The sequence below is a fragment of the Allomuricauda sp. CAU 1633 genome (assembly GCF_017313225.1).
Lineage (GTDB): Bacteria > Bacteroidota > Bacteroidia > Flavobacteriales > Flavobacteriaceae > Flagellimonas.
In genome coordinates, this window is record NZ_JAFLNE010000003.1 from 363,328 (window position 1) to 385,789 (window position 22,462).

The following is a 22,462-nucleotide window of genomic DNA, read 5'->3' on the forward strand; positions in this document are numbered from 1 at the left end:
CACTTATAGGACTTCATCATTTTGAGTTTGTTACACTTTTGGGAAAAGAAATTTTCCCAAAAAGTTTCACCCTCGCATCCTACGGTAAATAAAATAGAAGAGGCCAGCCACCAAAACATAGGGTATGGCCATTAGATATACAATACCGTTGTTGATTCCTTCTGCGGTACTTCCATCAGCTTCACTTTCCACCACTGCCCTGCACATGGCGCACTGGGCCTCCACCGTACATGGTAAAACCAACAGTAATACAAATATCCAGAAAAGTTTAGCTTTCATAGGTTTCCTATTGATAGTAGGGCGAAATCATAAGGTAGACAATGACCCCGGTCACCGCCACATAGAGCCAAATGGGAAAGGTATACTTGGCCCACATTCTGTGACTTTCAAAATCATCCAAATACACTTTTGAATAGGTAATCAGCACCAATGGAATCACCGAAATGGAAAGCACAATATGGGTCATTAAAATAAAGTAATAGACATATTTTATGTTTCCTTCACCTCCATAAAGGGTAGTTTCAGAAGTCATATGATAGGCCACATACATGACCAAAAACAAGGCCGATAAAAATATGCAGGTGGTCATCAATTTTTGGTGCAACGACCTTCTACCATTTTTAATAGCAATAACAGCAGTCACCAATAAAATAGCAGTAATGCCATTTATGCTTGCATAAATGGGGGGTAAAAAGCTTAAAGGTTCAGCATTGGGTATTTTGTATGCAAACAACAATGCCACAACCAAAGGGATTGCCACAGATATGGCCGTTATCCACTTATTAAATTTCTTTTCTCTAATAGAAATCTCTTCCATCATTCTACAAGTAATTTCTTAATGTCCTCTTTTAAAAAGGTTATCTGCTGCGCCTCGCCATCAGCATTCACCCCTTGTTTTTCGGTAATGGTTCCCCTGTAGTAAATCAATGGGTTGCCATGCTCATCTTCACGGGAACGAATATACCCATTTTTATCGATCAGTGCGAACATACCGGAGTGTTCAAAACCGCCCGGCACACTTTCATCTTCATTGGCCAAAATGTAAAATCCTTCTTCTGCCAGAAGATAAATCTCTTCTTGATCTCCCGTCATTAAATGCCAATCCTTATCGGTTATGCCGTATTTCTCCGCATACGTTTTAAGTACTGATGGCTTATCGTATCTGGGGTTGATGGTAAAGGATGCTACACCAAAATCGTCATATTCCTTGAAGGTATCTTGAAGCTCCACCAAATTTTTGGTCATTATGGGACAAATGGTGGGGCATGTTGTGAAGAAGAATTCGACCACATATACTTTTCCAAGGTAATCTTCATTGGTGACCAAGGTACTGTCTTGATCGAGGAATGAGAAAGCAGGTACTTTTCGCTTTTGGCCCTGATTCACCACAAAACCCACTTTACTTTGCCCTGCACCAACGCTCATTCGGTCGTTCTCCACAATGGTTCCGCTCTTGATCCTTTTGGTAATTTCATAGACTGCGAAAATTCCAAAAATTAGGATGATTGCGGATACCCAGATGTAGGTGTTCTTTTTCTTGTTATTTGCTCCTGTCGGCATTGTTCTTTTTTAAAGCGAGACGATATTCGGCCAAAATTATTTTAACATCGTCCTCCATTTTATTGTTCAGTTCTGCAACAGATGTAGTATTGAACCCGTATTTGATTCCTTCATCTTCATCATCATTTCTACCCCTTAGGTTTTGGTCTTTATCTATGATGAACACATAGGGTGTATACAAATCCGAATCCAAAGTGATCTCAGTCTTCAAGCTTTCAAAGAAATTACGAATATCCGTTTCACTTCCAAAAGCAAAGTTCCATTTGTGGGCATCTGAGAGTTCACTTAGTTCTTTACGTAGCGATTCTACCTGATCCTTGCTCGCTTCGGGCACCACCATCAACATTTGAAAGTCATGAAACTCACTGAAGCGCTTGTAAATTTTTTGGTTTAGGTTGAAGGCATTGCCTTTTCGTTCTTCAATATCACTTCCCAAAAAACCCAGGATGGTAATTTTTCCCTTTAATGTTGTGGAAGGATCCATTTGGGAAACATCAGGTACATTCTCCGTTAAAATGGGCAGTTTTCCAAAATTGTTGATCCCGGAAGCGAAAAAGAGATAGGCCACCAACGGAAAGATGAACAAGATTACTAAAACAAAGGTTTTTTTCATAGCATTCTAAACCTTACAAAAATAAAAAAAGACGGTTGAAAAACCGTCTTTTACTATTGTTAATACTCTTTTAGAAGTTCCAAGCCATAAAGCCATCCTTGAAAACATTGTAAATGTAATCGGCTTCAAAAAGAAGTATAAATATTAAGTAACACACCAAGAAAATGGGTGTCCAAACTACTGCTCTTCTCAAGGAACTCTTTTCATCACGCATGTGCATGAAATCCCAAGTAATATAATAGGCTTTCACCAAAGTAAGTACAATGAATATCCAGTTGAGGAGCTTCATTCCTATAAAATAATTGTGAGTCAAAAAACGTGGTTTGGTGATACCCAAAGCAACTTCTACTGCTGTTACAATGGTAAGGAAAATCAAAACACCCCAAATTTTTTGGACGTTCGACTTAAATTTTACCAGCCCTCTAAAAATCTCAAGTTTATGCTCGTGTGCCATTTATCTAATCAATGTTTTATACCAAATAAAAGAATGTAAATACGAATACCCATACCAAATCCACAAAGTGCCAGTACAGTCCCACTTTCTCTACCATTTCATAATGCCCCCTACGCTCATAAGTGCCCAGAATAACGTTGAAAAATATGATGATATTGATTACCACTCCAGAGAATACGTGGAATCCGTGGAATCCTGTAATAAAGAAGAAGAAATCCGCAAAAAGACGGCTACCATACTCATTGTGGATAAGGTTTGCACCTTCCACTACCTGTGTGCCATCCAAAAGTTTTGCCAAGGATTCTTCTCTATTCAAAAGTGTTTTTTCACCTTCTTCGGTAATCGTTTCCGTACGGATAAGGATATTTGGAGTCGCCTTAAATCCTTCGACAACCTCATTTAGGGAGAAAGAAGTTTTGTACCCTTCTTGCTCAAACCAAATGCCTTCACTCTTCAAGTGCTTTACCCTTTCCTCTGGCAGCGTGGTGGCAAAATCAGCCAATGCTGCCCTTTCACCGGTCTCAGCATTTACAAACTGTAGGATACGACCTCCTTTGGTCTCCACTGCTCCATAGTCTCCTTTAATAAAGGTAGCCCACTCCCATGCTTGTGAGCCAACGAAAATGGCACCTCCAATGATGGTAAGGAACATATAGATGATGACACTGTTCTGTTTCATTTTATGTCCTGCATCCACAGCCAATACCATGGTCACGGATGACATAATCAAAATAAAGGTCATAAAGGCCACATAGTACATGGGGTAATTTCCATGGAAAAAAGGTACGTGGGTAAATACCTCATCGGCAATGGGCCAAGTCTCTATAAACTTGAACCTGGAAAAGCCGTATGACACCAAAAACCCAGAAAAGGTCAAGGCATCCGAGACAATAAAAAACCACATCATCAATTTTCCATAGCTTGCGCCGAGGGGTCTATTTCCGCCTCCCCAAACGCTGTCTTCTGTACCGGTAGTCACCGTTGTATCCATATAAAAAGGTCGTTTTAGTAAAACTTTCACAAATTTACACCTTTTGACGTATTCAAAAAGATAAACTTGAACGAAAACTGATTGAACAAAGATTTATTTCACGAAATACATAAATAGTATTAAGTATACCCAAAGAAAATCCAGAAAATGCCAAAACGTGGCACCCAATTCCATCCCCAACATATCGCCAGGCATATATTTTCCCCTCAATTGCTGCACCATTACCACCAAAAGGGATATCAATCCCGCTACCACGTGGGCAATGTGCACTGCAGCAATCAAGAAAACATAAGACATTTTAATGCTACTGGTAGGTCCTGTAAAGTAGTACCCATTCTCCAGCATTTGTGAAAATCCAATGAATTGAAGGACAATAAAGGATATCCCCAACACCAAAGTAATCAGCAAAAAGACGGTTCCCATTTTTTGGTCATTTCTTGACACAAATTTTTTGGCCACAAAATAGGTGATACTACTCAAAATTATGATTGCAGTGCTGATGAAAAACGCTTGTGGCAATTCCAAATCACTGATCCAATCGTCCCGCTTACTACTTACAATATAGGCACTTGTCCAACCTGCAAACCCCATAATAAGGCTTACAATGCCAAACCATAGCATCATTTTCTTTGCCCTTCTGTTCTTCTCCTCCGCTGTTCCCTGGGTTAAATCCATTCTTATTAAATAAACTTATCTATTACGTATATGATTTGAATCAATGATATATAGGTGACACTTGCCAGCATCAACCGTCTTGCGGTAACATTGTCTCGCTTTTCATACAGTCTGAATGCAAAAAATAGCATCGTCAATCCTGCCAACAACACCAATATTGCTGCTACAACAGACAGGTTCAATCTCCCTGTAATGCCAAAGGCAGGCATCACTGAGATGACAATCATCCAAACGGTATATAAAATAATCTGCATGATGGTGCCCTGATCCTTTTTACCGGTGGGCAACATTTTAAAGCCTGCTTTTTTGTAATCCTCGTCCAACATCCAACCCAAAGCCCAAAAATGGGGAAATTGCCAAAAAAACTGAATCATGAAAAGGGTTCCGGGCTCAATGCCAAAATCGTCAGTAGCCGCTACCCAACCCAACATAAAGGGGATTGCTCCAGGAAAAGCCCCCACAAAAACAGCTAGTGGAGTTTTTGTTTTTAAAGGAGTGTATACACTAGTATATAGAAAGATGGAGATTGCTCCAAACATGGCTGTCTTTGGGCTAAGCGCAAATAGGGCCACTACTCCCAGAACGGTCAACAGTATAGCGATGGTCAATGCTGCCTTTACCGACATTCTTCCAGAAGGAATAGGACGATTCTTGGTACGGTTCATCAAAGCGTCCAAGTCCTTTTCAATGATTTGATTGAAGGCGTTGGAGGCCCCAACCATACAATATCCGCCAAAGGTCAATAACAATAGGGATACCGCACTGATTTGATAGGCACCCAAGAAATATCCGGCAATGGATGAAAAAACAACACTAACTGCCAGCTTGGCCTTGGTAATCTCCTTGAAATCGGAAAATAGTAAGGAAAAGGAAGTATTTTTAACGGAACCTACAGCAGATTTCATCCACAAACATAATTGGCAGGCAAAGATAACGTCATCTCATTTCTTTTCCAACCCATTGATCGTCTTTGTGTTATTTTTGAATGTCAGTATCTAATTAAATCAACCCTAATACTATAATTATGCGCTACATCCTAAGCTTTTTGCTCTTATTGCCCTTACTCACTTTATATGCCCAAGATGATGAGGTGACCATCACGATTGACACTCTTTCCCAAAGAACCTTTATGCTTACCGGACGGGGCGGAAATATTGGCATTTATGTGGGCCAAGAAAGCGTTTTTATGGTGGATGATCAATTTGCTCCGCTCAGCGAAAAAATTAAAATGTCCATTGCCACGCTTACGGACAAACCGATTACCTATTTACTGAACACCCACATGCATGGGGATCATACAGGTGGCAATATAAATTTTAATACCGATGAGACCGTTTTGGTGGCTCAGGATAATGTTCGAAAACGGCTTAAGGCCAGTGGTGTGGAAAAATTGACTGCCAACGAAATGAGCCAACAGGAATATGAGAACAGTTTGCCCGAAATCACTTTTTCAGAGGACCTTACCTTCCATGATGGCGAGGAGACCGTGATGGCCATCCACGTGCACAACGCCCATACCGATGGAGATGCCCTGATTTATTTCGTGACTGAGAATGTATTGCACATGGGCGATACATATTTTGCAGGACGTTATCCCTATATAGATTTGGGAAGTGGTGGAAGCATTGAAGGCTATATTGCGGCTCATAGAAAAGCCCTAATGGTGATTGATGGTGACACCAAAATTATTCCCGGACATGGAAGACCGTCAAACAAAGTTGAACTGGAGACTTATGTTCAGGTGCTTGAAGATATTAAAGAAATCATTCAAAAAGAGATTACTGCTGGGAAGTCTCTGGAGGAAGTAAAAAGCAACGGTAATCTTACTTCCAAATATGACACCGACTATGGCAATGGGTACATTAATCCTGAACGTATGCGGGAAACAGTATACAATAGCTTGGTAGCAAAGTCAAAGTAAAGAACAAAAAAAGCCCTGACGTTACCATCAGGGCTTTTCCCATTCCCGCCTCAACAGGAATTGTAGATATTTTACTGGAGCTTAAATGTAATTGGAATACTAAAAGGTACTTTTACAGCTCTACCTCTTTGCTTTCCAGGAGTCATTTTAGGCAATCTCTCGATAATTCTCAATGCCTCCGCTTCCAAGTTTTTGTCCGGTCCACGCATTCTAATGTTTCCGATGCTCCCATCTTTTTGGATAACGAAAATTACGTTTACCCTACCTTGAACACCCATTTCCTGGGCAATTTCTGGGTAACGGAAGTTTTTACGGATATGCTTCTGCATCATTTCCTGGAAACAAGCTTTTTTATCGCTGGCTCCTTCACAACCTGGGAAAACAGGTACATCTTCAATAACAGCAAATGGAACTGAAATATCTTCTTCAACCTCTTCCACTTCTACTTCTTCAATCTCGATAACCTCTTCTTCTTGGCTGGTCTCAGTGGATTCGATTACGGTTTCTTCTACCTCTTCCTCATCTTCAACAACTTCAATTACCTCAGGAGCTGCAGGTGGCGGTGGTGGCGGTGGAGTTTTTATTTGTTCGGTCATTGGCACTTCTTCGTCCAACTGATCCTCAACGTTCAAGGCAATGTCATAATCATTAGCCTTGTCATATTTTTTCCATTCCATGGCTCCATACACCAATGCCAAAACAGCGGCCAGCCCTACAACAAAATAGAGTGAACTGTTTCGTCCTACATCTGCTTTTGGATTCTTTTTTAGTTCCATCTTTTTGAATTTAGTGTTCGCTAATTTAATTATTAATTCGTTAAACAAGCAATTAAAACTTCCATTTTAACGGCCTTTTTTTGGAAAAAAGCCATTGGATAAGGCCAATTCCTACAAATGCGCCCAATACATTGGCAAAAACATCACCCAATTCGGCCATTCGATCAACAGTAAGTGTGTACTGTAAAGCCTCAATAAGTATGCCATAGGCAACTGCCCCGAAAAAAACATACCCGATGGCTTTCCGCAATTTTAAATTGCCCTTGGTACGCTCCCTTACAAAAAAAACGCCCAGAAACGTAAAAACCAAATAAAATACAAAATGAGTCATTTTATCGGCATAGGGAATATTCAATTGTCCCGTGTCCAAATCCATCTCGGAGAAAGAAAATAAGCTGAGCATTGTTATGAACATCACCCAGCTTATAAATAATAAGGTATACGTATTTTTTTTAAGCACCTATCAATGCCTTGTAGTCTTCATCACTCATTAAACCTTCCACCTCAGAAGTATCGCTCATTTTGATCTTGATCATCCAGCCTTCACCATAAGGATCGGTATTTACCTTTTCGGGTTCGTCTTCCAATGCTTCATTGAACTCGATAATTTCACCACTTAGGGGCAAAAAAAGATCGGAAACGGTCTTTACCGCTTCCACGGTTCCAAAAACCTCTTCTTTATCCAGGGTCTCATCCAAGGTTTCCACCTCTACATAAACAATATCACCCAATTCGCCCTGGGCAAAATCTGTGATTCCTACAGTTGCAATGTCACCGTCTATTTTGACCCATTCGTGGTCCTTGGTATACTTCAGTTCAGCTGGTATGTTCATTTGTCAAAGTTTGAAATTAGTCGATGGACAAATGTAACAGATTGCAGGTTGGTATTCAAACAAACCTTTCAATTATATCCGTGAAAAATACCTCCTCCTTTTTACTAGTTCCCGAAGTTATACCGTATCGTGAACCCGGTGTTGATCGTGGTTTGTGGAAATGCTGTGGAAACCGCAAATTTGGAGAAGGAGTGATCGTAGAAGAAAAGTGCATTCAAACTTTTGCTCAGGGCATAATCTGCAGTGAATTTTATGGACATCAATTTTTGGCCCGATGTAATCTGGTTATTGTCAATATCCAAGTTGCGGATGATGGTGATGTTATCCCGTAGGGATAAATCGGCTTTTAGGTTTAAATCTCCTTTTAAACGCGTCTTTTCGCCACCAATATTGGTCACAAACTTCACATCTTTAAAACGGTACCCTAATCCTAACGTGTATTCCTTACCATTGATTTCAGTAAGTAGATTGTTGTCAAAACTAAGCGAAAGGGTTCGGTCAGTACGAACTTCAGCCAAGAAACTAAAGGAGTTGGCCATTTCAAAATCCACACGCATCAAAGGATTAAACTGGTCCGTCAACACCACATTGTTGATAATATTTTCAGGTAACACATCTCCTGTTTCAGGATCGGTGGTGGTATTCTGACGTTCCAAGTTGGTCTGAAAAGAGTTGATGCTATACGCCGCTCGATACCCATGACTCAATGAAAAACGCTTGAACTTTTTTCGGAACCACTTATTCTTCATCAATCCAGTATACTTGATGTTCCAGTTTGGAATAGGGATTTGCCTGAAGGCATCCAGATTCACCCGATTGACATCCTGACCCGTATAAGCCGCAAAGAATGCCGGAAGCAAAACTTCTTGCTGAGTTTTTCCATAGCGTTCTGGGAACCCATCCTCATCCAATTCACCGGGGTTTTCACCTCTGTCCGATACCAGCCTATTTGCGATGGTAATTCTATTTTGTTTGAAAGTTTCAAAAGTTTCAGAATCAAACTCATCACTCTTTTTGAATATGGTTCCAATCATTAAAGTGGAAATACTGAAATTTCCAAAGGTATTCCCCAACAGGGTCTCATACTCCAATTCACCGCCTCCTATATTATTCACCCTAAAGTTTTCTTGATAGCTAGTGGTCAATTGGCGATCGGCTGTTAAATCGATGGTGATATCCTGAGTGGGCTGGGCCGTAGCCGTTATGTTCAATTGCTTGGTGGAATTCTGCATGTATTGCGAATTGAATTCCGGAAAAGTGGTCAACCAGCCGTTCTTTGCCGCCTCGTAACGGACATCAGCCTGACTACCAAAAACAAAGCCCAAAGTTGGACGGGCGGTTCCTATGAATCCAATGGATTGGGTATATCCAGGCAGTACTTTTCCCCTATTTTCACTGTAATTTACATTCACCCGTTTCACCATGGTTAAAACATCCACCAAAGTATTGAAACCTTTACTGGTCTTTTTGGGTGTGTTTTCACCTGTACCTTCGGCTGGGTTACCCGCTTTATCCCTGCGTATGGCCGCTTCAGTTGCAGTAACCTTTCCATCACGCTTCTTCAATCCCAAGAAATCGTAAAAGCGTTGCATGCTCAAGTTTGCCGTTAAATTATGGGTGCTCGCATTTTGTACGGTATTTATTTGGGCATTGGGATCATTAAGTGCTTCCTGAACCACTTCGGCCAAAGCATCTCCACCACGTTGCCAGTCAAAATTACTGGTGTAGGTATATTGCGCATTGATGAAATCCAGGAATGGAAACTTACTAAACGGCAATTCGTAATTCAACTGCATTTGCTGAGCATGCCTATTGGGTTCGCCAATATCAAAGAAACCATCCCACAAATCCAAGGTCTCGTCTATACCCGAATCCGGGTCGTCATCCACATTAAAATAATTCCGGACGATCCTGTTGTTGGAACCCGTCAAATTCAACCGCAAGGATTTGCTGAGGCTATAATTTAAGGTATACTGCCAATTGAACAGATAGTTACGTTGTTGCAACAACGGTAATTCCAAAGCATCCACCCCAGGTTCCAATACATCCCTAAAACGCTGCTGGTTAAAAGAGCGGAGGTAATTTGCATTTACAGACAAACTGGTAGGCAATACATTAAAATTCAAATCCTTTAACCATTGCCAGTATTTGCTCATAAAAAGGGAGTCCTTCTTGGCAAAAGGCGCCACTGGAGCTGGTTTAAAATTGTGATTGTACACAAATCCCGTATTCACATTCTGGTCTTTAAGATCAGCTATCTCAAAATCCCTGTGATTGGTTTCGTTATAGGAATAATTGAAGGTGAAGTTTTCCACATCAAAGAAGTTGGCTTCCGCTTCCTCTCCTCTATTTTTTCGCACCCCGATCAAGTTGATACTGGTACGCTTGGTGTAATCTTCTGCCTGCTTTTTGATGGCTTCAGCATCCTCGGGAGTTTCTGCTGCATCAATTCGGTCTTCCAATTTGAGGTCGTCATACACAGGATCAAATTCGGGTGTGATCAAAGTTTCAGAAATTCCATAGTTGAACGGCAATTGTAGATTCCATTTCTTTGGGAACAACTGGCCCACATTTACATTGGTGACCACATCATAGGAAATGGCATCTTCCCTGGATCGTTCATTGGGCATTTGGTCTATGGACCCAAACCCAGAAGTACTTTTGCTTCCTGTAGCCGATACATTGGCAAAATCAGCCATGTTGGCATCCAAGGCTGCTATGGCAGCCCATCCTCCGTTATTGTCCAATCCTGCCAAACGCAGCTCATTGAACCATACCTCTCCCCTAGCAGGTAGGTCATCTATGTTCTTAATCCCGACCATCATCCCACGGATACTACCTAAGGAAGGATTACCGCGGATTCCAATACGGATTCTTCCCAAGGTTCTCGGTGCAAATTCATCTACAGGAATTACCTCGCCATCCACTACTTCATAATAATTGATTTGATTCAGAGTCTGTTCGGCTATTCCACGCGATTTTACTTTATTAAGGTCGTCCAAGGCAATGTCAATTTGGTTGACATCTGGCCAAATCTGATCTGCAGAGGTTACATTGAAGGGTGTAAACTGAAGCGGCAATTCTATCTGGTAGAAGTTTTCCGAGAAATCTGTCCCTATTCGAAGAAAACCAACCAAAGGCGTATCATCATCCGAATAGTCGCCACTCATAATTTTTTCGGCGTGCATGAACATCTTTATCCGTTCATATTGCCGCACATCGACGTTCACATTTTTGAAAACCCCGCGGGAGTCCTCAGATTCCAATCCGTCTACAACAAATGACAAGGACTGTTCATTCTGACGGATAATGGTATTGTTGTTGTTTAACTGCTCCCGAACCACTCCCGGAGGCAACACGTACGGAATAGGCTGTCTTCCAAAATTCTCCTCAATGTTCACAGTGTTCACATCGGTTACGGTACCATCGTCTGAAGGGTCATTGTCCACATCGGGCTGCAACGACCTTGTATAAGTACGCCAATCGCCACGAACCAAATCCAAAGTGGCAAAACGGAGCACAACATCATCGGAGAATCCAGTCAGGTACATCCGCATAAAACTGACGGACCTAAAATCGGTGATTCCCCCTACCGCATCGGTAAAATCACTCAAAGGAATTTTATACTGAATCCACCTACGGTTCAATTGGGTACCGTTGGGCAATGATGGGGTAAGGCCTTCGCGGATATCCGTTACATATTCATCATCTATGGTGGTATTGGGCTTAATTTGGATGCGATACTCATAATAGCTGTTCACGGTGTTCATCGTCAAATCCCGGTCAATGTCCTCCACATCGGGCAAGGTAGTTGAACCTCGATTGGTATTGGTCACGGCAACAGGCGAGTTTCCATCCGTATTGTTAAAATCTGAATAGCGTTCTAAAATGCTTCCATCCCTATTCAAATAATATTGATAGTTATCCAAAGCGGGGTCTTCTGCAGGACCATTATAAATGGTTTGTTCACCCGCATCATCCAAACCATCCAAACCTACATCTTGCAAGGTTCGATTGGCCTCATCGGCATCAAATGCATATACCAACGATTGTGTGGAAGGTACTTGTCCCCAAATGGTAGGTCGTGGCACTTCGGTATTGGTACTTGCCGGCAATCCGTTTTCATACTGCTTACGACCATCACGTAAAATATCTTCAGAAATATTTCCCAAGTTCAATACCAGCTCCCCTGCATTGGCATTGGTGGTCTGACCATCCACATAAGGATCAAGAACCCAAAACTGCACAAATTCCACATTGGATTGTTCAAAATTGGTACTGCTCAACGGACGCATAATCCCGGCCCATTTGGCCTCCGGGGTCTCAGTTTCAAAACCGGGGTTGGCGTTATAAGGTCCTTTTTGGTTAGGATAATATACAATGTCCAAAGTGCTCTGGACTTGGGTTTGCCCTTGGGCAATATCGGTTTCGGTAAAAACCTCGTCAATGAACACCCTACGGGTGGTGTTCAGCGAAATATCATTATCAGATAGGCCCGATGGTCTTTGGTTGGTATAAAAAATGGGGTCGATGGTATACCATGCCATTTTTGCCCGTTCATAGCCCACATCAATATCGGTTCTGTCCTGTAAAAACTCAACAGGCGGGCTCGCTAAGGTCCATCCCAAGGAAGAACGGATATCTATCAAGGCCTGTGCCCCTTCAAAATCATCCAAATAGGTGGTGGTCTCCCCTTGAAAATCTGCGTTTTTGGGGGAGTTGGGCTTCAAAAAAGCCACTTCGCCCCGCAGGGATAGGTTGGAAGGCACATCGGTATCAATATTTGGCAACTTATTGGCCAGTCGGGTCAAAAAGGGAATCTCAGTGCTAAAGTTTCCATTCAGACCAAAAATGGTATTGTTCACGGGTTCTATTCCGTAATTGGATTTTTGGGTCAGCGGTCGCTCATTCAGATTGAGAAGCGTTCCCCCCAACACAAAATTTTCATTGAATTGATGCTCCACATTGATTCCGGTAAACCTTCGGGTTTGTTGCCCAAAAACAGCATTGTTCTCGACTGAAATATTGATGGGTGTATTGGAAGCTTGTAAACTTGGATCCAAAATCTGAACGGTTCCCGCCTGATAGTTCACGGTATAATCAATTCCTTCTTGAAGCTGACGTCCACCAGCCGTTACCCGAACCGAACCTCTGGGCACGTTAAAGGCTCCGATTGGAATTCCATTATTCCCTTGGGATTTGTAGCGTCCTTTTATCTGGAACCGGTTCTTTTCCGCATCCTGCAATGAAGCGGCCTTGGTTTTGGCATACATGTTTCGGAATACGTACCGCTGCTGGTTTACATTATACCCCTGATCGTTTTCCACATCATACGCTCCCCCTCCCAGTTGCTCAAATAAATACTCCCCGAAGGGCTCCACTTTGGTAAAAATAATTCGTCCCGATTGGGGGTCTACGGTAATCCCAGGGACATAATCAAAAAATCCATCTCCGCCCGGTTGTACATCATTATAGACATTAAGACGATCCAAATTGAACACATTGATCAAAATCCGATCCTCCAAACCAGAAGGCCATCCTATATTGGGATCCACAGGGGTGATATAGTTCCTCGGAGTAGGGTCAGAATATAGAATGTTCAACTTGAAATCCTCCTCGCTCAACTGAAAAGCTCCAGTAGCGTAAATATTTTTCATCATCAAATCCCAAATGGGGTCATCCACATTGGTGATGTTACTCTTCAACAATTTTAGGATCAGCGTATTGTTCTCAATAATTGGATTTACGCCACCAGAAACGGTTGTGGCATCCACACCGCCGTTGGCAAACTCCCCAACCTGATACACTTCCCCATTGTACGTATACTGAAACGCTACCCCCAACACCTCATCGTTGCTCAATCGTTGGTTCAAGGAGATGTATCCCAATTGAGAATCGAATTGATAGTCTCTACCCTGCTCCAGTTTTCGGGCATTCTCCAGGATGGCATAATCAAAACCTTGGTTAACAGAATATCCGGGAATATTAAATCCGGCTTCCACCGTGGCAATATCGCGAATGGATGGGGTCAAGGCCCCAGAACCAATCTGGTTGGGATCGTAATCGTTGGCACCGTTTTGCGGAAATCCGGTGGCAATTGCAACAGGGTTAAAGAATCCTGCTGGGTCTCCATTGTTGATTCCTATTCGTGTTTTATCTGACAGTGCTTCCCCCAAATCCTGAATGGCCACTACGTTCCTAACATTTAAGGTCTGCTGGTTGCGGTTGGTCACCCATACCTCCAATCTGGTAATCTGTACCTGACTTTGAATAAAGGGATAGTTTTGCAAAGCACGGTCATAATTATCCCTAAAATAGTGTGCCAAGAAAAAGTGTTTGTCTTCATCATAGTCCAATGCGGTAAGGGCAAATTCATTTAAGGTTCCCCCGCCTTGGGCCACAACGGTATTATTCTGGGATCGCTGCTCAGAAAAAACTGCGGTAACCGTTGTTTTCCCAAATTGCAATTGTGTCTTCACCCCAAAAAGGCTTTGTGCGCCTGTGATCAGTGAACTGTTCAAAGGCATGTTCACGTTACCTATCTCTATTTTTCGTAGAATGTCATCTTCGGTAGGAGTGTAATCCAACTTGACCAAGTTTTGGAAATCAAAAGTGGCCTCTGTGTCATAGTTAGCGGTCACTTGGAGTCGCTCCCCCACTTTTCCCAATAAACTCAAACTGATACGCTGATCAAAATCGAAAGAAAGGTTGGTTCGGTTTCTGGGCGATAATGCTGGATTGTCATTTTTTTGCCACAACACTCCCAAATCCATGGCCACGGAACCTTGGGGAATCACTTCAATAGTATTCCCACCAAAGATGGATTCAAAAAAGTTGCTGTTCACATAAAAGTTGGGCAGTAGATTTTTTCGAGCTTCTTCACTTCCCTCCTTTCGACCTGTAAAGGCATCTATTTTTTCCTTGAAATAGGATTTCATCTGCTCCTTCTCCACCAAATCATAGTACTGTTCCGGAGTGAGGATAAGTGGGTAATTTACGTTGAAATCCCCAATGCTCTCTGTGTAAATATATTGATCGGTATTGGGATCATAGGTATACTTGGCAACGATACTGTCGGGGTTATCCAATATCAAGCGGCCAAGCGCTACGCCCGTCTGTACAGAATCTTGAGCCTGCTCATTGGTCTCCTGACCCATCATCATGGCCGTAATCAAGAAACATGAAAACAAGAAAATGTACTTAAAACTCGATGGTTTAAGCATTGGTTTTGCCCCTCTTTTCAAACTAGTTACAAATTTTTCAGCGCCTGTTTTATAGTGTTCTCGACGCTAAGTGAAGGGTCTTGGGAAAGCACTTTGTCAACCACCTTTTCAGATTGTCTTCTGGTGAAACCAAGAACCTCTAAAGCAGATAACGCTTCTTCTTTACTTGTATTGTTTGATTGAGGGGAAACTTCTCCCATATCGTAGACTTTCAAAATCTTGTCCTTAAGGTCCAAGATTACGCGTTGGGCCGTCTTGGCTCCTATTCCCTTGATTGCCTGAATGGAAGCCACGTCTCCATTGGCTATCGCATCCCGAACCTCCGTTGGAGAAAGTGAAGAAAGCATGGTTCTTGCAATACTAGATCCCACCCCAGAAACAGAAATCAATAACCTGAAAATTTCCCGTTCAGATTTTTCTACAAAACCGAAGAGGGTATGGGAATCTTCCTTGATGAGAAGATGGGTGTACAAGTGAATGTTCTCTTCATCTTTCAACAAGGAAAAGGTATGCAGGGAAATATGTAAAAAGTAGCCCACCCCATTGCACTCCGCAATGACATAGGTGGGGTTCTTTTCTACCAGTTTTCCTCTGAGGTGGTTAATCATTTCGCGACCTAAAGTTGCTTAGTTTGAAACTAGGCTTCGGATTCCATCCTTGCCTTTCTTCTTTTTTCCCGTTCTTGGGCATCAATTACGGCCACAGCCGCCATGTTTACCATTTCATCCACACTGGCTCCCAACTGAATAATATGGGCAGCCCTTGGCAAACCAACCATAATTGGTCCAATAGAATCTGCTTCGTGCAATCCTTTGAGCAATTTATAGGTAATGTTGGCCGATTCCAAATTAGGGAAGATCAATGTGTTTACTTTCTTTCCTGAAATTTTTGAAAATGGGAAATTATTATTGCACAGCTCCTGACTCAAAGCAAAATCAGTCTGAATTTCACCATCCACAATCAGCTCAGGATTTCTCTCATGTAGAATCTTTACCGCTTCCCTCACCTTTTGGGCGTGTGGGTGGCTTGAAGACCCAAAATTAGCGTATGACAACATCGCCATAACCGGGCTAAAACCAAAGGTTTTGGCCACATTGGCGGTCATTTGAGCTATCTCAGCCAATTCTTCGGCGTTGGGATCAATATTGATGGAGGTATCCGCCAAAAAGAGTGGACCCCTTTCGGTGATCATAATATTCACCGTGGAGGCATTTTTTACGCCTTTGGCACGACCCAAGACTTCAAAAACAGGGCGCAACACCCTTGGATAAGCCCTGGAATATCCAGAGATCATTCCATCCGCATCCCCTTCCTGAAGCATCATGGCCCCAAAATAATTTCGTTTGCCCATATTTACCCGGGCACTATATTTCGTCTCTCCTTTTCGTTTTCTGATTTCCCATAGCTTCAAGGCGTATTTTGTACGCATTTCACTGGTCTCATCCGCTCGAGGGTCCATAATAGGCACCTCAGCATCAAAGTCGAGCTCCTTCTTTAACTTTTCTATCGTCTCCTTATGTCCTAAAAGTATGGGTATGGCAATACCTTCGTCATGTACAATTTGGGCAGCTTTTAACACATCCAACAATTCGGCCTCCGCAAAAACAATACGTTTTGGGTTCAGCTTGGCCCGGTTGTGCATCAATCGAACCACTTTATTATCGTTACCCGACCTTTGGTAAAGTTCTTCCTCGTATTTTTCCCAATCCTGTATGGGAAACTTAGCCACACCACTTTCCATGGCTGCTTTTGCTACCGCAGGTGGAATGGTAGTAATCAACCGTGGATCAAATGGTTTTGGAATGATGTACTCCTTTCCAAAGGCCAGTCGAGTAGTATCATAAGCGATGTTCACTTGCTCAGGAACCGATTCCCGGGTCAAATCAGCCAACGCCCTTACCGCAGCCATCTTCATTTCTTCATTGATTTTGGTAGCCCTAACATCCAATGCCCCCCTAAAAATAAACGGGAAGCCAAGTACATTGTTCACTTGGTTAGGATGATCGGAACGCCCTGTGGCCATAATGACATCTTTTCTGGTTTTTAGAGCCAGATCGTATGCAATTTCTGGATTAGGGTTGGCCATGGCAAATACAATGGGATCCTCTGCCATGGATTTGAGCATTTTGGGCGTTACAATATTGGCGATAGAAAGCCCAATAAACACATCGGAATCTTTCATGGCCTCTTCCAAGGTATCAATCTTCCTATCCGTGGCGAACTCTCTCTTCTCATCACTAAGGTTTTCCCGATCACTACGGATAACCCCCTTACTGTCCAACATCACGATATTCTCAGCTTTGGCCCCAAAAGCCTTGTAGAGTTTTGTACAGGAAACCGCAGCGGCACCAGCGCCACTGACCACTATTTTCACCTCATCAATCTTTTGATTGGTCAATTCCAAGGCATTCAGCAAAGCTGCAGCAGAAATAATGGCCGTTCCATGCTGGTCATCGTGCATTACGGGAATATCCAATTCTTCTTTAAGGCGGCGTTCAATTTCAAAAGCTTCCGGTGCTTTAATATCCTCCAAATTGATGCCTCCAAATGTTGGGGCAATGGTCTTAACGGTTTCAATGAATTTGTCTACATCTTCGGTATCCAATTCAATATCAATACCATCAATGTCCGCAAAAATTTTAAACAGAAGGCTTTTCCCTTCCATCACGGGTTTTGATGCTTCTGGCCCAATATTGCCAAGGCCCAGAACGGCGGTCCCATTGGAAATCACCGCTACAATATTTCCTTTTGCCGTGTATTTATAGACATCGTCCTTATTTTTTTCGATCTCCAAACAGGGTTCTGCTACTCCGGGAGAGTAGGCCAATGCCAAGTCTCTTTGTGTGGAATACGGTTTGGTTGGTACTACCTTTATCTTTCCTGGTTGTGGCTTTGCGTGATAAAGTAACGCTTCCCTTCTTTGCTTTTCCTTACTCATATAGTGGCTAATGAATGGGTAAAGGTAGGGCATTCCATGGTTTTAAGGTAATACCATAGACACCAATTTTGATACAAAAGTTAAATCTCAAACAATATTTACGGTCTCCCCTCTTTCTGAAAACCTATGGTATTTCTGCATCCAATTCTGAATCTCTTTTGTCCTGTGGGAGGTTAAGACGCATGGCCAATAATCCAGCAATGATAAAGAATATCCCACCGAACAAAATGGCATTGATTGCACTGTTGTTCATCCAATTCTTGATAATGGGACCAAAACTTACCGTTTGAATCAACATGGGAATAACAATCATCATGTTAACAATTCCCATATATACTCCACGGCGTTCTTCTGGAATTACTTTGGAAACCATGGCGTAGGGAATGCCCATCATAGCGGCCCAACCTATTCCAAACAAGACCATGGGAGCCAGCAACAACCATTTATCGGTAATAAAAGGCATCATCAGCATGGCCACACCTGTCAGGAACAAACAGAGTACGTACACCAACTTTGAACCAATTCTAGAAGCAATGGGCACCAAGGCCAAAGCCACTAACATGGTCACAAAATTGTACGTGCCATTCATTAAACCAGCATGCCCCAAAGCTTGTTCGGCCAAAGATTGAATCTGCTCTGCAAAGGACATGTCTTCTGCACTGATGGTAGCGCCCTCCCTAAAGGAAGACATTATGGATTCGAAGCGCTCATTATCCTCATTGGTTATGCCGTACAAACTGCTTCGCAACATAGGTGGCATAAACTGCCAGTATACGAACAGTGCATACCATTGAAATAGATAAACAGCGGCCAGTTTCCACAAGAATCCAGGCATTACTCCAATGGCTTCTGCGGCTTCAAGCAAGGGATTCAACGTCTCACCCAGTTTTTTGATGGTTGGGTTTCCCGTATTTTTTTTGATGATTCGATAGAGCATATACAGCCATAAGAAAGCAAATACCAAAACGAAGATGACCCAAAGGTTGATGTTTTCCCATAATTGCGGATACACGCCGCCCAACAAATAGCCCAAAGCAAGCGGAACAGAAAAAATAACAAAAAGCACACTCAATATTTGAATGATGGGTGCTGGGGTATTTTCATTCAGTTCTTTAATTTCCTGAAGCTCTTCAGGTGCTGGGGGAATTTCAGGGGTTTTCCAAACGGACCACAATACCGTTCCAATGGAAGCCAAAGCTCCTAAAAAGAAAGAATAGTACACCCAAGTTGGAATGGAAGAAGTTGTTTCAGCTACCGTATCAAAAAGTCCACTGGTTTCAGCGGATGTACTGAACCAATGCTGAAAAGCAAACAGCGACAAGTTGGCCAAGGTAATCCCTGCTCCCACAAAAAGGCTCTGCATTTGGTAGCCGAAGGTCAATTGACTATCGGGCAGTTTATCTCCCACAAAGGCCCTGTAGGGTTCCATGGCTGTGTTGTTCCCTGCATCCAAAATCCATAATAATCCCACGGCAAACCAGAGTTCAGGACTAAATGGGAAGGCAAAAAGACATAAGCTGGCCAAAATAGCCCCAATTAAAAAGAACGGTTTACGGCGCCCACCCCATTTGGGTGACCATGTTTTATCAGAAATGGCTCCAATGATAGGCTGAATCAACAGGCCTGTTACGGGACCGGCCAAGTTCAATAGGGGAAGCTCATCATGATGGGCACCTAAAAATGAGAAAATAGGACTGACAGCAGTTTGTTGTAGGCCAAAACTGAATTGGATCCCGAAGAATCCAACGTTCATATTCCAGATTTGCCAAAAGCTCAACCTTGGTTTGGTAATCTTCATTGCTGTGTGAGTTTAGTTAGTTTGCAACAGGGATAGGGAATAAATGAGAATTCCTCAAAAAACCCGACTTCAAGATAGCATTTTTTCGTAATGCCTACAGAAATAATTCCCAAAAGACCTAATGGAAAGCTTTTTACTCTTTGATAAAATCAATATTTCGCTTAAGCCCGGACAACTTGGTACGCTTAACTGCGGATTTCTGGAATATTTTCTTGAAAACATCCTCCGTAATTTCTTCCCAATCCTTTTTAGTAAAGGACAACAACTCTGGGTTTGGATTGAACAAAGGTTCGTTATGGGGTTTTGAAAAGCGGTTCCATGGACAAACATCCTGGCAAACATCGCAGCCGAACATCCACTCATCAAATTTTCCATGGAACTCGTTTGGAATCTCATTCTTCAATTCAATGGTAAAATAGGAAATGCATTTGCTGCCATCCACCACATAAGGTTCCACAATGGCTTCCGTAGGGCAAGCATCAATGCAGGCCGTGCAGGTACCGCAGTGGTCCGTGACCGGAGTATCATATTCCAGTTCCAAGTCCACAATAAGCTCGGCAATAAAGTAGAAAGAGCCCACCTGTTGGGTCAAGAGATTGCTATGCTTTCCCATCCATCCCAAACCGCTTTTGGCCGCCCAAGCTTTGTCCAAAACGGGAGCGGAATCCACAAAGGCCCTGCCATGTACTTCCCCTATTTCTTCTTGAATGAAATGCAACAGGTTTTTGAGCTTGTCCTTTATCACAAAGTGATAATCCATTCCATAAGCATATTTGGAAATTTTATAGGAATCTGGATTTTGTTTTTCAGATGGGTAGTAATTCAACAATAATGAAATAACGGATTTGGAATCTTCAACAAGCTTTGTTGGATCCAACCGCTTGTCAAAATGGTTTTCCATATACTGCATTTCCCCGTGCATATTCTGGTTGAGCCATTTTTCCAGTCTCGGAGCTTCTTCCTCCAAGAATTGTGCTTTGGAAATCCCACAAGACAAAAAACCGAGGCGCTTGGCTTCGGTCTTGATTAAATCGGTATGCATTTGTTTAGTACCCATCTGCCATGCTGAGCGCAGTCGAAGCGCTTACTCGTCTAAAGGTTGGTATTTGAAGTGCGTTGCGTTTCTGCATTCTGCCAAAGTCTGTAACGTATCAAAATCACCTTTTATCAAGGCAATCTTTTTTGCCCTTGTACACCCTTTGATTTTTTTCTCAAAATAAATAGCCCGCAAAACATCATTGAACTCTTGCTGAAATTTTAACTCAACAGGTCTTCTTTTATAGGTGTAGCAGCTTTTTGTGAAACCAGATCTATGTTGTTGCAAGCGTATCTCTAAATTATTTGTTATTCCTGTGTAAAAGGAATTATCCGCGCACTTTAAAATATAGACATAGTAGGTAAACACGGCGTAAATTTAAACATTTGTCTCAATAAAGGGCTTCGACTACGCTCAGCCTGACACTTTAGGAAGTTTTCTCTTTTTTGAGGCTTCGACTGCGCTCAGCCTGACATAGAAGACAACAAAAAAACCGAAGCTGCTCACTCCGGTTTTCTTGATAGCTAATCAGTATGGGAACTGCTTATTGCGCTTCCTTAATGTAACCCCAGCCTTCCTTTTGTTTCATGTAGATTTCATAAATACCATCGGGTACAGAACTCACTCCTGGAATAAGATCATCCATGGTCATTTCATGACGCTTCATGGTCTGCTGACAAATAACAATGGACACATTGTCTTTTTGGACAATTTCGGACAGGCTCTCCCCTGCCGCTGATGATTTTTTGTCCACTAATGTAAAAGCACCACTGTAAATGACCATTTCAAACTCCGAATCGGGATACGCCTCTGCCATCAATCGTAAATGTTTGGCAGCGGTTCTATGAACATCCGGATTACTACTGGTAACATCAAATACTACTTTGATGGGTTCTTTCTGGGCCAAAATAATCCCAGAAACCATTAACATGATAAATAGAATTGCTTTTTTCATGATACTACGATTTATTCTCCCGCAAAAATGTAACCACAACCCTCTTCTTGGGCTCTACCCAATGCCCAGACTCCAGAGGGCACAATTTGGATACCGGGCAACACGGCAGCCTTCCACTCTTCGTATACCGCATTGGGGTCTTTTCCCATCTGCTGTGCAATGGCACCACTATATACATTAAGTGCCAGATTGCAGACACAGAACATAGCGCCACGCCCCAGCATGTCTTTAACCCCTTGTATCATGGGCAATGGAAAATCACCCTCTTGGGGTTCATAAAATGGATTACGATCGTAGGGAGTTCCATCTGCTTTTTTAACATGGAACATTTCTCCCAAGGGATATTTTTTCCAAAGATCATCATGCAACGCCAAGGGAATGGCATCATGTCGAAATACGGTCATGGCCGTGACCTGATCATCCGTTGACCCCATTTCATTGTTGGACAAATAAAAGGCCCAATTCCAGATAACTGGAAACCCTTTATGCGGATAAGAACCATCATACACCACACGATGATTTCCTTTAATGGTTTTCAACCAAGCTTCTGCATCATTCATTTCAGAATGGGTAAATTCTGGCATGCCTGCCAAAATAGGGTTGGTAAGGGCCGATAATGTGGATGCTGTAGCTCCCAACATCATGGCTCCCATAAAATTTCTTCTCGTTGTTGTTTTTGTTGTTTTCAT

General features: G+C 42.4%; 20 protein-coding genes. 1 reads left to right on the top strand and 19 read right to left on the bottom strand.

Annotated features, from left to right (window positions below):
- Positions 1–66 precede the first annotated feature (66 nt).
- From J0X14_RS11105 to cyoE, 8 genes are all read right to left on the bottom strand, one after another.
- Positions 67–279 (bottom strand): hypothetical protein, encoded by a 213-nt coding sequence (locus tag J0X14_RS11105; protein ID WP_207097850.1) that lies wholly within the window; start codon positions 277–279, stop codon positions 67–69.
- A gap of 7 nt (positions 280–286) precedes the next feature.
- Positions 287–820, bottom strand: a complete 534-nt coding sequence (locus J0X14_RS11110) for a DUF420 domain-containing protein (protein WP_410548704.1) — start codon at positions 818–820, stop codon at positions 287–289.
- Positions 817–1,560, bottom strand: coding sequence for an SCO family protein (locus J0X14_RS11115; RefSeq protein WP_207097851.1), 744 nt, complete (start codon positions 1,558–1,560; stop codon positions 817–819). The genes J0X14_RS11110 and J0X14_RS11115 overlap by 4 nt, the downstream gene beginning before the upstream one ends.
- On the bottom strand, positions 1,541–2,173 hold the full coding sequence (locus tag J0X14_RS11120; protein ID WP_207097852.1) for a hypothetical protein: 633 nt from the start codon (positions 2,171–2,173) through the stop codon (positions 1,541–1,543). The genes J0X14_RS11115 and J0X14_RS11120 overlap by 20 nt, the downstream gene beginning before the upstream one ends.
- A gap of 70 nt (positions 2,174–2,243) precedes the next feature.
- Positions 2,244–2,627 (bottom strand): cytochrome C oxidase subunit IV family protein, encoded by a 384-nt coding sequence (locus tag J0X14_RS11125; protein ID WP_207097853.1) that lies wholly within the window; start codon positions 2,625–2,627, stop codon positions 2,244–2,246.
- 16 nt (positions 2,628–2,643) lie between these two features.
- On the bottom strand, positions 2,644–3,618 hold the full coding sequence (locus J0X14_RS11130; RefSeq protein WP_207097854.1) for a cytochrome c oxidase subunit 3: 975 nt from the start codon (positions 3,616–3,618) through the stop codon (positions 2,644–2,646).
- Between the two features lie 93 nt (positions 3,619–3,711).
- Positions 3,712–4,293: a heme-copper oxidase subunit III gene (locus tag J0X14_RS11135; protein ID WP_207097855.1), complete on the bottom strand. Its 582-nt coding sequence runs from the start codon at positions 4,291–4,293 to the stop codon at positions 3,712–3,714.
- A 5-nt stretch (positions 4,294–4,298) separates the two neighbouring features.
- Complete coding sequence (gene cyoE, locus J0X14_RS11140) at positions 4,299–5,198, bottom strand: heme o synthase (RefSeq protein WP_207097856.1); 900 nt, start codon at positions 5,196–5,198, stop codon at positions 4,299–4,301.
- A 119-nt stretch (positions 5,199–5,317) separates the two neighbouring features.
- Between cyoE and J0X14_RS11145 the strand changes: the two genes are divergently transcribed.
- A complete protein-coding gene (locus J0X14_RS11145; RefSeq protein ID WP_207097857.1) occupies positions 5,318–6,214 on the top strand; it encodes an MBL fold metallo-hydrolase in 897 nt (298 codons plus the stop codon).
- Positions 6,215–6,285: 71 nt separating this feature from the next.
- On the opposite strand, the gene J0X14_RS11150 is transcribed toward J0X14_RS11145, so the two are convergent.
- The 11 genes from J0X14_RS11150 to J0X14_RS11205 all read right to left on the bottom strand — a co-directional run bounded on the left by J0X14_RS11150 (position 6,286) and on the right by J0X14_RS11205 (position 22,462).
- The gene (locus J0X14_RS11150) at positions 6,286–6,990 is read right to left on the bottom strand and encodes an energy transducer TonB (RefSeq protein ID WP_207097858.1); all 705 of its coding nucleotides are present in this window, start codon (positions 6,988–6,990) and stop codon (positions 6,286–6,288) included.
- A 52-nt stretch (positions 6,991–7,042) separates the two neighbouring features.
- On the bottom strand, positions 7,043–7,393 hold the full coding sequence (locus tag J0X14_RS11155) for a VanZ family protein (protein WP_207097859.1): 351 nt from the start codon (positions 7,391–7,393) through the stop codon (positions 7,043–7,045).
- A gap of 49 nt (positions 7,394–7,442) precedes the next feature.
- Positions 7,443–7,823, bottom strand: a complete 381-nt coding sequence (gcvH, locus tag J0X14_RS11160; protein WP_207097860.1) for a glycine cleavage system protein GcvH — start codon at positions 7,821–7,823, stop codon at positions 7,443–7,445.
- Positions 7,824–7,927: 104 nt separating this feature from the next.
- Positions 7,928–15,067 (bottom strand): cell surface protein SprA, encoded by a 7,140-nt coding sequence (gene sprA, locus J0X14_RS11165; protein WP_207097861.1) that lies wholly within the window; start codon positions 15,065–15,067, stop codon positions 7,928–7,930.
- A gap of 5 nt (positions 15,068–15,072) precedes the next feature.
- On the bottom strand, positions 15,073–15,654 hold the full coding sequence (ruvA, locus tag J0X14_RS11170; protein WP_207097862.1) for a Holliday junction branch migration protein RuvA: 582 nt from the start codon (positions 15,652–15,654) through the stop codon (positions 15,073–15,075).
- Positions 15,655–15,683: 29 nt separating this feature from the next.
- Positions 15,684–17,984, bottom strand: coding sequence for an NADP-dependent malic enzyme (locus J0X14_RS11175; protein ID WP_207097863.1), 2,301 nt, complete (start codon positions 17,982–17,984; stop codon positions 15,684–15,686).
- Positions 17,985–18,108: 124 nt separating this feature from the next.
- Positions 18,109–19,782, bottom strand: a complete 1,674-nt coding sequence (locus J0X14_RS19070) for an MFS transporter (RefSeq protein WP_242527999.1) — start codon at positions 19,780–19,782, stop codon at positions 18,109–18,111.
- A 133-nt stretch (positions 19,783–19,915) separates the two neighbouring features.
- Positions 19,916–20,839 (bottom strand): tRNA epoxyqueuosine(34) reductase QueG, encoded by a 924-nt coding sequence (gene queG / locus J0X14_RS11190; RefSeq protein WP_207097864.1) that lies wholly within the window; start codon positions 20,837–20,839, stop codon positions 19,916–19,918.
- Positions 20,840–20,866: 27 nt separating this feature from the next.
- Positions 20,867–21,187 carry a GIY-YIG nuclease family protein gene (locus tag J0X14_RS11195; RefSeq protein WP_207097865.1) on the bottom strand — a complete coding sequence of 107 codons (321 nt, stop codon included), beginning with the start codon at positions 21,185–21,187 and terminating at the stop codon, positions 20,867–20,869.
- Positions 21,188–21,362: 175 nt separating this feature from the next.
- Positions 21,363–21,773: a DsrE family protein gene (locus J0X14_RS11200; protein ID WP_207097866.1), complete on the bottom strand. Its 411-nt coding sequence runs from the start codon at positions 21,771–21,773 to the stop codon at positions 21,363–21,365.
- Between the two features lie 11 nt (positions 21,774–21,784).
- Positions 21,785–22,462, bottom strand: coding sequence for a Tat (twin-arginine translocation) pathway signal sequence containing protein (locus J0X14_RS11205; RefSeq protein ID WP_207097867.1), 678 nt, complete (start codon positions 22,460–22,462; stop codon positions 21,785–21,787).